Source organism: Telluria sp. AC161 (assembly GCF_979258535.1).
In genome coordinates this window covers 4,894,212-4,909,268 of the sequence record NZ_OZ409861.1, presented here as the reverse complement: position 1 = coordinate 4,909,268, position 15,057 = coordinate 4,894,212, and the positions used below count along the sequence as shown (strand labels likewise).

Below are 15,057 nucleotides of genomic sequence, written 5' to 3'. Positions count from 1 at the left end.
GGCTGAAGCTGGCCGTGCACCAGCCTGTCAGGCGGTATGCAAACGCATCGTGGCCGTGTCGAACTTGCCTTCGCAGACCAGTGGAATGATGTGCAGGCTCTTGTCGATCGATTCTTCGATCAGGCTCTGCTCTTCACGGCGGGGGCGGTGCAGGACAAAGTCGGCCACCACCTGCTGCAAATTCATCGTGCGCGGGTGGCCGATGCCCAGGCGCAGGCGCCAGTAATCCTGGGTGCCCAGCGCCGCCGTGATGTCCTTCAGGCCGTTGTGCCCGCCTGAAGAACCGCCCTTCTTGAGCTTGGCGACGCCCGGCGGCAGATCGAGTTCGTCGTGCACGACCAGTACTTCATCCGGATTGATTTTATAGAAACGCGCCAGACCGCCTACCGACTGCCCGGAGCGGTTCATATAGGTCTGCGGCTCGAGCAGCCAGACATCGTTGCCGGCAATCGACGTCTTGGCAACCAGCGCATTGAAGCGCGATTCGCGCTGCAGACGGCAGCCGGGCAAGCCATTGGCCAGATTGTCCACGAGCCAGAAGCCGGCGTTGTGGCGGGTTTGTTCGTACTCGGGGCCGGGATTGCCGAGGCCAACGATCAGTCGAATGGACATGCGTGAGATTCTGTCGAGAAAAGGCGATTATCGCCGAAACGTGCAAATCAAAAAATAAAAACCCGCCGGGCAAGCCGCGGCGGGTTTCTGTGCGATGCGTCGCCGGAGCGACGCGTCAGCTGTGATTACTCGGCAGCTGGGGTCTCTTCAGCGGTGACTGCGCCGCGTGGGATGGTTGCGGTGACGATGGTCAGGTTCTGGCCATGGGTCAGTGCGGTGACGCCTTCTGGCAGGACCAGGTCGTCGGTGTGGATCGAGTTACCGGCTTCCAGGTTTGCCAGGTCGACTTCGATGAACTCTGGCAGTTGGCCTGGCAGGCACGACACTTCCAGCTCGTTCAGCACGTGCGAGATGACAGCGCTGTTCAGCTTGACGGCTGGCGAGTTCTCGGCGTTGACGAAGTGGAAAGCGACCTTGGTGTGCACTGGCTTCGACGAATCGACGCGCTGGAAGTCAGCGTGCAGGACCAGTTGCTTGAACGCGTGCATCTGGAAGTCACGCAGCAGAACTTGCTGGGTCTTGCCGTCGATTTCCAGGTCCAGAACCGAACCGTGGAACGCTTCTTTTTTCAGCGCGTGCCACAGGGCGTTGCCGTCCAGGGCGATCAGCTCAGGCGTACCTGCGCCACCGTAGATGATGCCTGGCGTTTGACCAGCTTTACGCAGGCGGCGGCTCGCTCCGGTCCCCTGCAGAGTGCGGTTGAATGCGACTACTTTCATGTGATACTCCAAAAATAAAACAGGCCCGAATGCCGAAGAAAACGATCAACAGCCCGGTAGCCAAGTGGCGACCACCCCCGCGACCAGGGGCAGTCAAGAAAGAGCGCATTGTTACGCGCTCAAAAGATACGGAAATCGACATGTACGGCCTCACCGTACATGTCGTCCCCGCGCAGGCGGGGACCCAAGTGTTATTTACACCAACGGCGCGCCGGCTGTTTAGCCAGGCGCGCCGTGAAAAACGACGTCGATATGAACTTAGTCGACGAACAGCGAAATCACCGAGTCGCCCTTGACGATCCGCTTGAAGGTCTCGGCCAGCAGCGGTGCGCAGGTCAGCTGGCGGATCTTGCCGCAAGCGGCGCCGGCGGCGCTGAGCGGGATGGTGTCGGTGACGACCAGTTCATCCAGCGGCGAGTTCGCGATGCGTTCGATCGCCGGGCCGGACAGCACCGGGTGCGTACAGTAAGCAACCACCTTCTTGGCGCCGCGCTCCTTGAGCACTTCAGCAGCCTTGCACAGCGTGCCTGCGGTGTCGACCATGTCATCCATGATCACGCAGTTGCGGCCTTCGACTTCACCGATGATGTTCATCACTTCGGACACGTTCGCCTTCGGGCGACGCTTGTCGATGATCGCCAGGTCGCAACCCAGGCGCTTGGCCAGGGCGCGGGCGCGCACCACGCCGCCGACGTCCGGCGAGACGACCAGCAGGTCGTCGTAGTTGCGCTTCTGCAGATCGCTCAGCAGGATTGGCGACGCGTAGATATTGTCGACCGGGATATCGAAGAAACCCTGGATCTGGTCAGCGTGCAGGTCCATGATCAGGACGCGCTCGACGCCGGCTTTTTCCAGCATGTTCGCCACGACCTTGGCCGAGATCGCAACGCGCGCCGAACGCGGGCGACGATCTTGACGGGCATAACCGAAGTAAGGAATCGCTGCAGTGATACGGCCAGCCGAGGCGCGCTTGAGAGCGTCGACCATCAGGATGATTTCCATCAGGCTGTCGTTGGTCGGTGCGCAGGTCGATTGCAGGACGAAGACATCCTTGCCGCGCACGTTCTCATTGATTTCGACCATGACTTCGCCGTCAGAAAACTTCGAGACGACAGCCTTGCCGAGTGGAATACCGAGGCTTTTTGCGACCCCTTCTGCTAGCGCCGGATTGGCATTGCCGGTAAAAACCATCAGGTTTTCGTAAGCCATGGGAGTCCCAAAAGGTAAGAAGCGTTAATACAGTAGAAAAACAATCAGCCGGCTATACCGGCTGATTAACTTGCTGATGTGGCGCTTGGCACCGCATCGCGATTCTCTTGCTGGATGCATCGGCATCGACAGAACAAGAAAACTTTGGCAGGGGAACAAGGATTCGAACCTTGGAATGCCGGAATCAAAATCCGGTGCCTTAACCAACTTGGCGATTCCCCTACACGACCTGTAGTGCTTGCCGCTTCACATTGTGCTGCACATCTTCTGTGCTGCTCAGCGTCGCGACAGGCAAAATTTTATTCTACAACTCACTGATTTGCAAGAGCGATTTTTTCAGTGGGTGTGTCTTCAGCGACTTCGCTTTCCATGCCGCATACTTCTTCGGCACTTGCGCCAACACCTGGTTGGCAGCGTCTTCGCTGGAGACTGCGCAAAACACGCATGCCCCTGAGCCAGTCATCCTGGCATCACCGTAGCTGCTCAACCATTCAACCGCTTCAGCTACCGGCGGGAACAGGCGCATCGCCACGTTCTGCAAATCATTTTTACCAAACCCCACCATGCTGCCTGAATTGGTGTGGCTGGAAAAGTCCGCTATTCTGACCGGCTTTGCGTCTCTTGTCAAATCTGCCGCAGAAAAAATCGCAGGTGTTGGCACCGCAACGCCGGGCTCGAGCACGACATACCAGCAATCGGGGCCTTCCACGGCCTGCAGGGCCTCCCCCACTCCTTCCGCAAACGCCGTCTCGCCAAACAGGAAGAATGGGATATCGGCGCCCAGCGGCAAGCCCAGCGCCATCAATTCGTCGCGCGTGAGGCCTGCCTGCCACAGGTGGTTTGCGGCCATCAGCGCCGTGGCAGCATCGGACGAACCACCCCCCAGCCCGCCCCCCATCGGCAGGATCTTCTCGACCGCCACATCGATGCCGGGCGGCAGGCGCCCATGACGGCGCGCAAATTCTGCCTGCAGCAAGCGCAGCGCGCGCACGATCAGGTCCTGGTCGTGCGGCACGCCAAGCACATCGGTCGTGCGCACGATGCGTTCATCGTCACGCAGGTCGAAGTGCAGACGGTCGGCGCGGTCGATCAGCTGAAATACGCTTTGCAGCAGGTGGTAGCCATCGGCGCGCCGGCCGATGACGTGCAAAAAAAGGTTGAGCTTGGCCGGGGCCGGGCAATCGTGCAGGGAACGCATGGAATCAGGCCGCCGGATTGACGACGATGCGGATCGCCAGATCCTGGATATCGCCCGACGCGGCGCGCTCGGCCTGGATCAGGCGCGGCACTGGCGCCGCCGCAGCAGCACCGGCCGCTGCATCACCACCAACAGCCGCCTGCCAGTCGACAAAGCGCAGGCGCCAGCCATCCTCCGTCGTCACGCTGTTGATGGCCGGCGAAGCACGGAAACGCTGCCCCTGTGCATCGACCGCATAGCCCTGCAGCCAGTCGCGCAAGCCCGACACGGGCAGCGGCCAGCCGAGCGTCTGCTGGGTCAGGCTATCGATGTCGGCCGCCGTGCGCGGCGCCTGGCCGGCCTGCGTGAGCGTGGCCGAGCCTGGCGTGACATTGATCGCAGCGACCGTCTGGCCCAGCGGCGACATCAGGGTGACGTCGATCGTGCCCGGACGCTGCTCCCAGTTGAAACTGCCACTGATCGATTCGGGCCGGCCATCCTTTTGGTAATTCACCGACAGGCGCCCTGCCAGGTCAATGGTTTCGCGATACGCGCCAACCGTGGCGGTGGACAGGTTGGCGGTGCTTGTCGCGCAACCGGTCAAAACCGTGGCGGCAAGGGCGAGGATGGCAAGGCGTCGGGTAAGCAGCATCATGGGGCAGCAAAACAATTGAACAAGGGTGGATTATTTCACAAGGACAGGCCAAGGCGGGTCAGCGTCTCGCGCAGAGCCTCGTTCTGCGGGTCCTTGGCGCGGGCATCGCGCCAGAGTGCCTGGGCAGCCGACTTATCGCCCTTTTGCCACAGCACTTCACCCAGGTGAATGCCGATCTCGGCATCCTTGCGCACGCCATACGCGCGGCGCAGGAACTTTTCGGCTTCGTTCAAGTTGCCCATGCGGTAGTGAATCCAGCCCATGCTGTCCATGATGAAGGGATCGTCCGGCGCCATCTCGAGCGCCTTTGCGATGAGCCCGTAGGCTTCCTGCAGGCGCACATTGCGTTCAGCCAACGAATAGCCGAGCGCATTGTAGGCATGGTGATTGTCGGGCGCCTGCGCCATCACTTCGCGCAACTGCGCCTCCATCACATCGACCTTGCCCATTTTTTCGGCCAGCAGCGCGAAGTCATACAGCAGATCCGGATTTTTCGGGAAGCGCTGCGCCGCCGCTTCCATCACGGCATACGCCTCCGGCAGCTGATTCGCCTGACGCAGCAGTTGCGCATCGGCCGCCATCAACTGGGCCTGGCGCGCCGGGTCGGTTGGCTTGACCTCGGCCAGCAGCGCACGCGCAGCAGCCAGGTCGCCGCCCTTGCCCGTCAAATGGGCGCGGCGCAATTGCGCACTGAAACGGGTTTGCTCGTCGGTGTTCTCAGGCACCTTGTTCAGCCACAGCAGCGCGCCAGCCAGGTCGCCCCGTTCTTCGGCCAGCTGCGACAGGATCAGGAGCGCGCGCGACGGATCGCGTTCGTCGTTCGGATTGCGGCCGAGCACGTCCACGAAACGCGTGAAATAGGCTTCGGCGCCGGGCGCATCGTCCGTCTGCGTGGCCAGGATGCCCAGCGCATACAGCGTCGCCGCATTGTCCGGCTGCACCTTGAGCAGCGACTCGAACTCGCGCCGCGCGGCCGGATAATCCTTGCGGTTGACCAGCACGCGGGCATAGGCGGCGCGCACATCGTTCGCCTTCGGATAGGTCTTGAGGAATTTCTCCATCATGGCCACCACCTGCGCCTCGTCGTCGGTGACCTGCGCCAGCATCAACAGGGCGATCTCGGCGTCGGGCTTGGCGGCCAGCGCCGACTGCGCGTAAGTGCGCGCCAGCGCCTTGTCGCCGCGCACCAGCGCGATCTGGGCGCGCACGATGCGCGCTTCCATCATCTTGTCGTAGGGCTCGATCAGGCGCTCGAGCATGGCCAGCGCAGCGTCCTTGTCCTTGGCCCGGCCCAGCAACTGCTGGACCTGGAACATCAGGATGCCGCGCCGGGCCGCCGGCGCTTCGCGCAGGCGCTCCTCGAACACGGGCTCGAGCTCGGCGATCTTTTCGGACGTGACCACCATGCCGACGAAATACTGGGTCGCTTCGTCGGATTCGGGATCGAGCCGGTACCACAGGCGCACCGCGGCGAGCGTGTCGTCGGCCTGCTTGGCAGCGACTGCCATCTCGGCAGCGCGCCGGGCCAAGCGTGGATCGCGCGTCTGCTGGGCCAGGCTCAGCACCGTGAGGTATGGACCTTGCCAGTCGCCATTGCGAAACGCAAATTCGGCCTTAAGTAACTGGTCGAGCATGACCGGAGTCATTTCGACTTTCGGCAGGCGGGCTTCTTCCTCGGCTTTTTGCTTGGCGGCCTGTGCTTCGTCATCGAGCAAGGGCTCGGCGGCGGGGGTGGACGCGGCCTGGACATCGGCGGCGACGGATTGCTGTTGCGGGGCGGCAGCACATGCCGTCAACAGACCGGAGAGGGTTACAATGGCGAAAGCGTTTTTCAAAGCAAGTCCAGAAGTCCAAAGTGAGTTTGATTCTACGCTCATGCGCAGACCTGCCGCGCATGCGCTGCGCCGTCAACTGACTCTACACGAATCCCCTTAGGCATGCCTGAACTCCCAGAAGTCGAAGTTACCCGGCGCGGCGTCGCGCCACATCTCGAAGGCCGCATCGTCGAGCACGTCATTTGCCGTCGCGAAGGATTGCGCTGGCCCTTCCCGCCCGGCCTGTCCGCGTTGCTGGAAGGTCGCCGCATCCTGGATATCGGGCGGCGCGGCAAATATCTTTTGATCAATTTTGAGCACGGCACATTGATCATCCACCTTGGCATGTCGGGCCATCTGCGCGTGCTGCCCCCGGGCATCGAGCCGCGTACGCACGACCACTTCGATCTGGTCGTGGACGGCCCCGAGGGCCGGCAAGTGCTGCGCCTGAACGACCCGCGCCGCTTTGGCGCCGTGCTGTGGCATGCCAACGAAGACGGCCCGCTGGCCGAGCACGTGCTGCTGCGCGGCCTGGGCGTGGAGCCGCTGGCCGATGGCTTCGACGGCGCCCTGCTGTTTCGCGAAACGCGCCGCCGCAGCGCCCCGATCAAGCAGGTGCTGCTGGCCGGCGACATCGTCGTTGGCGTGGGCAATATCTACGCGTGCGAAAGCCTGTTCCGGGCCGGCATCAACCCGAAGACGGCGGCTTCGCGCATCAGCCGCGTGCGCTACGACCGGCTGGCCGAAGCGATCCGCGTCATCCTGGCCGAAGCGATCGTCCAGGGCGGCAGCACGCTGCGTGACTTTATTGCTGTAAATGGCCAGTCTGGATATTTCCAGCAGACATATTTCGTCTATGATCGTGCAGGCGTGCCCTGCCGCCAATGCGCGCTGCCGGTACGCCAGATCAAGCAGGGGCAACGTTCGACGTTCTACTGCGCCCAGTGCCAGCGCTAGTCATCCCTACGAGCAAACACGATGCAGGATTTACAACAGTACGGCGCCTGGCGCGCCCGGGTCGCCGCCTCCCTCACCGGTTACGGCAGCGCACTGCGCGACGCCGGGCTGATCGATGCGGCCGGCGAGCAGCTGCTGGCGCGCGCGCTGGGGCGCCTGCGTGACGACCGCCTGTCGGTGGCCTTCGTGGCCGAGTTCTCGCGCGGTAAAACCGAGCTGATCAACGCACTGTTCTTCGCCGACTACGGCCAGCGCATCCTGCCGTCCAGCGCCGGCCGCACCACCATGTGCCCGACCGAACTGCTGTGGGATGCGAGCCTGCCGCCCTGCCTGCGCCTGCTGCCGATCGACACGCGCGCCGGCCACCTGTCCACCGGCGACTACCGCGACGATCCCGCCGCCTGGACCGTGTTCCCGCTCGATCTCGACTCGCCGGCGGCCATGCACGAGACGCTGCGCCAGGTCAGCCAGACGCGGCGCGTCTCGACCGTCGAAGCGCAGCGCTACGGCCTGTACGATGCTGACGACCCTGACCTGGCCGCCAGCCTCGACCCGGACGGCACGATCGAAATCCCGCGCTGGCGCCACGCAATCATCAACCTGCCGCACCCACTGCTCAAGCAGGGTTTGGTGATTCTCGATACGCCGGGCCTGAACGCCATCGGCACCGAGCCCGAGCTGACGCTGAACCTGATCCCGAACGCCCACGCGGTGCTGTTCGTGCTGGCCGCCGAGACGGGTGTGACCAAGAGCGACATCGAAGTCTGGCGCACGCATATCGGCGCCGGGCCGGGGCGCCTGGCCGTGCTCAACAAGATCGACGCCATGTGGGACGAGCTCAAGTCACCAGAGGCCGTCGACGCCGACATCGCGCGCCAGCAGCACGACGTGGCGCGCCAACTGGGTCTGGCGGCCAGCCAGGTGTATCCGGTATCGGCGCACAAGGCGCTGGTCGGGCGCATCGGCGGCGACATGGCCCTGTTCGAGCGCAGCCGCCTGGGCGCGCTCGAAGCGGCGCTGTTCCACGAATTGATTCCGGCGCGGCGCGCGATCGTCGAGCGCCAGCTGCACGCCGACCTCGATGCGCTGGTGGCCAGCCAGCAGATGCTGGTGGCCACGCGCCTGCGCGAGCTGGTCGAGCAATTGCAGGAACTGCGCAGCCTGCGCGGCAAGAACCAGGGCGTGATCGCGCACATGGTGCGCCGGGTCGAGGCCGAGAAGAAGGAATTCGACGCCGGCCTGTTCAAGCTGCAGGGCACGCGCGCCGTGTTCACGCGCCTGTCGACCGAGCTGTACACGCTGCTGGGCATGGACGTGCTGCAGGACCGGACCGAGACCGTGCGCGTGGCGATGAGCGCGGTGCGCTTTGCCACCGGCATGCGCGCGCCGGTACGCAACTACTTCGACGGCGCCCGCGCCGGCCTGGCCGACGCCGACGCCAAGCTCACGGAAATCACGTCGATGATGGACGCGATGCACCGCAAGTTCGCCGCCGAGCATGGCATGAGCCTGGGCCTGCCGCCGACCCTGTCGCTGGCGCGCCACCGCGACGAGATCGACGCCATCGAAGAACTCTTTTCGCGCCAGTTCGGCACCGCCACCTTGTGGATGAACAGCCGCGCCACGCTGCTTGAGCGCTTCTTCGATTCGATCGCCTCGCGCGTGCGCCGCGTGTATCGCGCTGCCAACGCCGATATCGAAGCATGGCTGAAAGTGGCCAACGCACCGCTCGAAGCGCAGATCCGCCAGCACCGCGACAACCTGCGCCAGCGCCAGGCGACCGTGAAACGCATCCACGAAGCCAGCGACAGCCTGGAACAGAAAATCGGTGTCTTCGAGAGCGGCCAGGCCGAACTCGACGTCACGCGCACGCGCCTTGGTTCACTGGCCGCCGGCGTGAGCGCAACCTTGTCCGACAACCTACCTAACTCCGCGACGGCCACCAGCGCCGAAGCCCACTACACGACTGCATGAAGCGACTGACCGAGTTTGACCAGCTGGCCGATCCGACCTTTTCCCGGGCCGTGATCGACTGGCAGCGCAGCCATGGCCGCCACACCCTGCCATGGCAAAACACCACCGACGCGTATCGCGTGTGGCTCTCCGAAATCATGCTGCAGCAGACGCAGGTCGCCGCGGTGCTGGGCTACTACGCCCGCTTCCTGGAACGTTTCCCGACCGTGCACGCCTTGGCCGAAGCCCCGGCGGAGGACGTGATGGCCCACTGGAGCGGCCTGGGTTACTACACCCGCGCGCGCAACCTGCACGCCTGCGCCAAGCGCGTCGTGGCGGATTACGACGGCGTGTTCCCGAGCGACCCGGCGCTGCTGGCCGACCTGCCCGGCATCGGCCGCTCGACTGCCGCCGCCATCGCCGCCTTCTCGGGCGGCGTGCGCGCCGCGATCATGGACGGCAACGTCAAGCGCGTCTTCGCGCGCGTGTTCGGGATCGACGCCTACCCCGGCATCAAGCCGGTCGAGGATGCGCTGTGGCGCCGCGCCGAAGCGCTGCTGCCGGAAGATGGCGGCATCGAATCGTATACACAGGGCCTGATGGACCTGGGCGCCACGCTGTGCACGCGCTCGCGCCCCGACTGCGGCCGCTGCCCGCTGCAGGTCCGCTGCGTGGCCTTCGCCACCGGCCGCACGGCTGAACTGCCGGTGCGCAAACCGAAGAAGACGACGCCCGAAAAACGCACCGCGATGCTGGTGCTGATCGACCGCGGCGAGGTGCTGCTGGAACAGCGTCCGCAAACGGGCATCTGGGGCGGCCTCTTGTCGCTGCCGGAAGTGGGCGGTCATGTGGCGATGGACGGCGACGCCGATCCCGTCTGCACGGCGGACATCGCCGCGGCCAGCAGCGCGTTCGGCACGATTGACGAAGTGCGCGCGCTCACGCCGTTGATGCACGGGTTCACGCACTACAAGCTGCACATCGCGCCGTTCGCCGTGACGCTGGCCACGCGTGGTGAGCATGGCGCTGGGCACGTGTGGTGGAAGCTCGATGCGATTGCCGATGCGCCGTTGCCGGCGCCGGTCAAGAAGTTGTTGCTGGATCTGGCGACGCCGAACCTGTTCAGCTAACGAAACCAGATACTGGGCATGAATTTCAATTTTCATGAGTTTTCACGCTCCGTGAAAAACAAAATATATTGAAAATTGAGAGTAATATTCATAAAATAGAATCGTTCACGGGCCGTGAAAACGAGGAAAAATGAATGAATAACCATGCGTTTTCTCCAGATTTTGCGGGAACTGAGGAGCGTTTGATCCTCGATGCGCTTGTCGCGCTGAGAACAAAAGCAGGTATCGATGGCAAGTTGATCGACTCGCAGCCTGAATCCTCCAGAAGAAACTCTGGCGACGCCAGAGTTATCCTTTCATATGACGGCAACTCGATTCATTACCTTGCCGAGTGCAAGTTTTCACTGGACCGCAAGGCGCAGGTCGACAAGATTCGTCAGCAACTGGTAACCGGCAGAACACCAGGTCTCTTGATTACTGCCCACATCACGAGAGAGCTCGCCCATTATTGCAGGGCGACAGGACTCCAGTTCATCGACACCAGTGGCAACGCTTATTTGCAGGCCGCTGGCCTGTTCGTCTTCATCACTGGCGAAAAGGGTGAACACAAACCGTCTAGCTCGCGCACCCCGAAAGGGCTGACGAATCCAGCCGCATTGCGTGTGGTGTTCACGCTGTTGGCAAACCGGGATGATCTCGATTCCCCGTACAAAGACATTGCCCGTCATGCAGGTGTTTCACTCGGAACGGCGTACAACGTGCTTGAGGACCTCGAACATCGCGGCTATCTCATCAGTAAAAAAGAGGCCGGAAGCCGCAGGAGACTATTGGAAGCCGGGCGCCTGATTGACGAGTGGGCAATCAATTATCCAACTACCTTGCGCAACAAACTCCATGGGCGCCGCTTCAGCGCGCCAGAATCATCATGGTGGAAGAATGTCGATCTGACTGAATTCGACCATGCGTGGAGCGCGGAGGTCGCAGCGGCAAAAATGACTGGCTACCTTAAGCCAGGGACTCAAACCTTGTATGTCGGGCCTGATGACATGGACAAGGTGATCAAGATGCTGGTCAAGCAGCATCGTATCAGGCCTGACGAGGCTGGCGAGCTCAAGATACTGGAAAAATTCTGGCATTGGGATGCTGCCAGTGTTCCGGAACTTGCTCCCCCCTTGCTGATCTACTCTGAACTGCTCGCAATCCTCGATCCACGCACACAAGAAACAGCCCGGATGATCAAGGAGAAATTCATTGATACCGCGTTCGATCAAGCCGGACCTTCCGGTTGACCCCGTCACAGTGGACATTCTTCGCGCAGTAGCCGAAGAAACACAGGCAGAAGGAATCGACTACCTGCTCGTCGGGGCAACCGCACGAGACGTCCTGCTCACGCATGTGCATGGACTCGCCAGCAGGCGTGCAACGTACGATGTGGACTTCGCTGTCGCCGTCAAGAACTGGGATCAATTCGCTGCCTTGCGAACAAGGCTGATAGCGCGCGGGGCATTTAACGCAACCGACAAAGCGCAACAGCGGCTTTATTACCAGGCGCCAGATAGCAATCTGGCGTACCAGCTGGATCTGGTGCCATTCGGCGGCATCTCTGAAGGGACGAATGCAATCGCCTGGCCGCCGGACATGAAGATCATCATGAACATCGCCGGTTACGATGATGTCCTTGCAGCGGCTGAACTGGTGACATTTGCGCCTGACTTTGACGGCAAGGTCGTGTCTCTTCCCGGTCTCGCCATACTGAAGTTGGTCGCATGGTCGGATCGCGGGAGAGTCGATCCAAAGGATGCGCACGATCTCATCCATCTGATGAACAGCTATGCCGCAGCCGGCAACGTCGATCGGGTCTACGATGAAGATGGCGTCATCGACGCAGGCGAGTACGATCCGGATCTGGCGGGCGTCTATTTGCTGGGCAAGGATATCCGGCGCGTGGCCAGCACTGACACGCTCGATATAGTCCGACATATCATCGAACGTGACTTTGATCGTCTGGCGCATCAGATGACAAAAACGATGCGCCATCTGGAAGACGCAGAAGGCCATGTCGATAAACGACTGCGGCTTTTGCAACGGGCTCTCGCCTGATGCAGCGACAGGCGAGAGCCCTAGAAGTGATCGAGCGAGAAAATGCGCCGGTGCTCGCGGATCGCATAACGATCGGTCATGCCCGCGATGTAATCGGCGATCTTGCGCGCCTGCTTGTGCGGGTCGCCCTGCACCTGGTAGTCGCCCGGCAGCAGCACCGGATCCGCAAGAAACGCTTCGAACAGTTCGCGCACGATGCGGCTGGCTTTCACGCGCATGCGGTTGACCTGGAAGTGGCGGTACAGGTTCGCGTACAAGAAGCGTTTCAGCGCCACGGTCTCGGCGCGCATCGCATCCGAAAAGCGGATCAGCGGCGGCGCAGCGCGCACGTCGTCGATGGTCGCTGGCGCCGCCTCGGCGATCAGGCGCGCTGATGTTTCGACCAGGTCGGCCGTCATCGCGGTGATCATCAGGCGGATCGTCTCATACAGCGCGCGCCGGCCCGGCAAGCCCGGATAGCGCGCCTCGACCTCGCGATGCAGGCGCGCGAACAGCTCGACTTCTTCCATCTGCGCCATCGTGATCAGGCCCGAACGCAGGCCGTCGTCGATGTCGTGGTTGTTGTACGCGATCTCGTCGGCCAGGTTGGTCAGCTGCGCTTCGAGGCTGGGCTGGCTGCGCTCGATGAAGCGCTGGCCCAGGTCGCCCAGCTGGCGCGCGTTGTTCAGCGAGCAGTGCTTGAGGATGCCTTCGCGCGTCTCGAACGTCAGGTTCAGGCCATCGAAGGCGCCGTAGTGTTCTTCGAGGTGGTCGACCACGCGCAGGCTTTGCAGGTTGTGCTCGAACCCGCCGAAGTCCTTCATGCATTCGTTGAGCACGTCCTGGCCCACGTGGCCGAACGGCGTATGGCCAAGATCGTGCGCCAGCGCCGTCGCTTCGACCAGGTCTTCGTTCAGGCGCAGGCTGCGCGCCAGCGTGCGGCCGATCTGGGCCACTTCGATGCTGTGCGTCAGGCGCGTACGAAACAGGTCGCCTTCGTGGTTGATGAAGACCTGCGTCTTGTATTCAAGGCGCCGGAACGCGGTCGAATGGATGATGCGGTCACGGTCACGCTGGTACTCGCTGCGCGAACCGGGCCCCGGCTCGGCATGCGTGCGCCCGCGCGACTGGGCCGAATGCGCCGCATATGGGGCGAGGCCGGCGTCGAAGTCGCGCATCAGGCTACTCATGCGCTGCAGGCCGCAAGCGTCGAGCGCAGCACGTCCAGCGGCGCGGTCGTGATCGACGGGCTGCCCAGCGGCTTGAGCAAAATGAAGCGGATTTCGCCGCCCTCGTTCTTCTTGTCGACTTCCATCAGCTCGATCCAGCGCGCCTCACCGAGATCCGGGGCAACGGCCGGCAGGCCGGCGGCGCGCACCAGCGCGCGCACCCGCTCTACGGCGGCCGGCTCGATCAGGCCCAGGCGCGCCGACATGTCGGCGGCCATCACCATGCCGCAGCCGACGGCTTCGCCGTGCAGCCAGGCGCCGTAGCCGAGGCCATTTTCGATCGCGTGGCCGAAAGTATGGCCGAAGTTGAGCACCGCGCGCAGACCGCCTTCGCGCTCGTCCTTGCGCACGACGTCGGATTTGATTTCGCACGAACGGGCGATCGCGTAGCCGATGGCGTGACGGTCGCGCGCGATCAGCGGCTCGATGTTCGCTTCGATCCAGTCGAAGAAATCGGCGTCGAGGATCGCGCCATGCTTGATCACTTCGGCCAGGCCGGCCGACAGCTCGCGCGCCGGCAGCGTTGCCAGCGTGGCGGTATCGGCAATCACGGCCCGCGGCTGGTAGAACGCGCCGATCATGTTCTTGCCCAGCGGGTGGTTGATGCCGGTCTTGCCGCCCACTGACGAGTCGACCTGCGCCAGGAGCGTGGTCGGAATCTGCACGAACGGCACGCCGCGCATATAGCTCGACGCGGCAAAGCCGGTCAGGTCGCCGATCACGCCGCCGCCCAGCGCCACCAGCGTGGTCTTGCGGTCGCATTTGTGTTGTAGCAGCGCGTCGTAGACGAGGTTCAGCGACTGCCAGTTTTTGTGTTCTTCGCCGTCGGGCAGAACGATTTCGAGCACGTCGCGGCCCGCCGCGCGCAGGTGGCCCGCGACCTTGTCGAGGTACAGCGGGGCAACCGTGGTGTTGGTGACGATGGCCACCTTGTGGCCGCCGATGTGGCGCGCCAGCAGCGCGGCGTCGTCCAGCAAGCCGGCGCCGATCTCGATCGGGTAGCTGCGTTCGCCAAGTTCGACGTTGAGGGTAATGTGTGCCTGTTCGTTCATTGCTGTCCTTGCATGCTTGCGCGCGCGGGCGTGTTCCTGCGCGGCCAGCTGGTCCAATATGGTTTGAACCATCGATTGTACGTTAGGCCTGCCGGTGTCGATGACGAGGTCGGCGATCTCGCGGTACAGCGGATCGCGTTCGGTCCAGAGCTGCTCGAGTTTGCCGCGCGGGTCGGCGGTCTGCAGCAGCGGGCGGTTCTTGTCGTGCGCGGTGCGCTGCAGGATGCTGCCGATCGACGCGCGCAGGTAGATCACAGTGCCACGTTCGGCCAGCAGCGCGCGGCTCTTCGGGTCGAGCACGGCGCCCCCGCCGGTGGCCAGCACCAGCCCCTGCTGGGCCGAGAGATCGCGGATCACATCGGCTTCGCGCCGGCGAAAGCAGGCTTCGCCCTCGATCTCGAAGATCCACGGGATGGTCGCACCGGTGCGCGCTTCGATCTCGTGATCGGCGTCGACGAAGCGGCGATTGAGCTTGCGAGCAAGCAATCGACCGATCGTGGTCTTCCCTGCCCCCATCAGGCCAACAAGGAA

At 63.1% G+C, this 15,057-nt stretch carries 13 protein-coding genes and 1 tRNA gene; 5 read left to right on the top strand and 9 right to left on the bottom strand.

All coding sequences use genetic code 11. The features are described 5' to 3' along the window. Window positions 1–27 precede the first annotated feature (27 nt). The 7 genes from pth to ACZ0AJ_RS21810 all read right to left on the bottom strand — a co-directional run bounded on the left by pth (window position 28) and on the right by ACZ0AJ_RS21810 (window position 6,249). Window positions 28–612, bottom strand: coding sequence for an aminoacyl-tRNA hydrolase (gene pth / locus ACZ0AJ_RS21840; protein WP_258837205.1), 585 nt, complete (start codon window positions 610–612; stop codon window positions 28–30). Between the two features lie 125 nt (window positions 613–737). Next, on the bottom strand, window positions 738–1,331 hold the full coding sequence (locus ACZ0AJ_RS21835; protein ID WP_183554157.1) for a 50S ribosomal protein L25/general stress protein Ctc: 594 nt from the start codon (window positions 1,329–1,331) through the stop codon (window positions 738–740). A gap of 258 nt (window positions 1,332–1,589) precedes the next feature. After that, a complete protein-coding gene (locus tag ACZ0AJ_RS21830; RefSeq protein ID WP_183554159.1) occupies window positions 1,590–2,540 on the bottom strand; it encodes a ribose-phosphate pyrophosphokinase in 951 nt (316 codons plus the stop codon). 145 nt (window positions 2,541–2,685) lie between these two features. Further along, a tRNA-Gln gene (locus tag ACZ0AJ_RS21825) sits at window positions 2,686–2,762 on the bottom strand. An 82-nt stretch (window positions 2,763–2,844) separates the two neighbouring features. Further along, a complete protein-coding gene (gene ispE, locus ACZ0AJ_RS21820; RefSeq protein ID WP_499456473.1) occupies window positions 2,845–3,738 on the bottom strand; it encodes a 4-(cytidine 5'-diphospho)-2-C-methyl-D-erythritol kinase in 894 nt (297 codons plus the stop codon). A 4-nt stretch (window positions 3,739–3,742) separates the two neighbouring features. After that, window positions 3,743–4,369: a lipoprotein insertase outer membrane protein LolB gene (gene lolB / locus ACZ0AJ_RS21815; protein ID WP_499456645.1), complete on the bottom strand. Its 627-nt coding sequence runs from the start codon at window positions 4,367–4,369 to the stop codon at window positions 3,743–3,745. Window positions 4,370–4,407: 38 nt separating this feature from the next. Beyond that, window positions 4,408–6,249: a tetratricopeptide repeat protein gene (locus ACZ0AJ_RS21810; RefSeq protein WP_499456472.1), complete on the bottom strand. Its 1,842-nt coding sequence runs from the start codon at window positions 6,247–6,249 to the stop codon at window positions 4,408–4,410. Window positions 6,250–6,309: 60 nt separating this feature from the next. Between ACZ0AJ_RS21810 and mutM the strand changes: the two genes are divergently transcribed. From mutM to ACZ0AJ_RS21785, 5 genes are all read left to right on the top strand, one after another. Further along, window positions 6,310–7,143, top strand: a complete 834-nt coding sequence (gene mutM / locus ACZ0AJ_RS21805; protein ID WP_499456471.1) for a bifunctional DNA-formamidopyrimidine glycosylase/DNA-(apurinic or apyrimidinic site) lyase — start codon at window positions 6,310–6,312, stop codon at window positions 7,141–7,143. Between the two features lie 21 nt (window positions 7,144–7,164). Beyond that, window positions 7,165–9,117, top strand: coding sequence for a dynamin family protein (locus tag ACZ0AJ_RS21800; RefSeq protein ID WP_499456470.1), 1,953 nt, complete (start codon window positions 7,165–7,167; stop codon window positions 9,115–9,117). Next, window positions 9,114–10,226 (top strand): A/G-specific adenine glycosylase, encoded by a 1,113-nt coding sequence (mutY, locus tag ACZ0AJ_RS21795; RefSeq protein ID WP_499456469.1) that lies wholly within the window; start codon window positions 9,114–9,116, stop codon window positions 10,224–10,226. Before ACZ0AJ_RS21800 ends, mutY begins: the two co-directional genes overlap by 4 nt. A gap of 134 nt (window positions 10,227–10,360) precedes the next feature. Further along, window positions 10,361–11,455: a type IV toxin-antitoxin system AbiEi family antitoxin gene (locus ACZ0AJ_RS21790; protein WP_499456468.1), complete on the top strand. Its 1,095-nt coding sequence runs from the start codon at window positions 10,361–10,363 to the stop codon at window positions 11,453–11,455. Beyond that, window positions 11,418–12,266: a nucleotidyl transferase AbiEii/AbiGii toxin family protein gene (locus ACZ0AJ_RS21785; RefSeq protein WP_499456467.1), complete on the top strand. Its 849-nt coding sequence runs from the start codon at window positions 11,418–11,420 to the stop codon at window positions 12,264–12,266. Before ACZ0AJ_RS21790 ends, ACZ0AJ_RS21785 begins: the two co-directional genes overlap by 38 nt. Before the next feature lie 20 nt (window positions 12,267–12,286). Here the strand turns inward: ACZ0AJ_RS21785 and ACZ0AJ_RS21780 are convergent, their stop codons facing one another. After that, window positions 12,287–13,435 carry a deoxyguanosinetriphosphate triphosphohydrolase gene (locus ACZ0AJ_RS21780; protein WP_499456466.1) on the bottom strand — a complete coding sequence of 383 codons (1,149 nt, stop codon included), beginning with the start codon at window positions 13,433–13,435 and terminating at the stop codon, window positions 12,287–12,289. After that, window positions 13,432–15,042: a bifunctional shikimate kinase/3-dehydroquinate synthase AroKB gene (gene aroKB / locus ACZ0AJ_RS21775; RefSeq protein ID WP_499456826.1), complete on the bottom strand. Its 1,611-nt coding sequence runs from the start codon at window positions 15,040–15,042 to the stop codon at window positions 13,432–13,434. Before aroKB ends, ACZ0AJ_RS21780 begins: the two co-directional genes overlap by 4 nt. Between the last annotated feature and the right edge of the window lie 15 nt (window positions 15,043–15,057).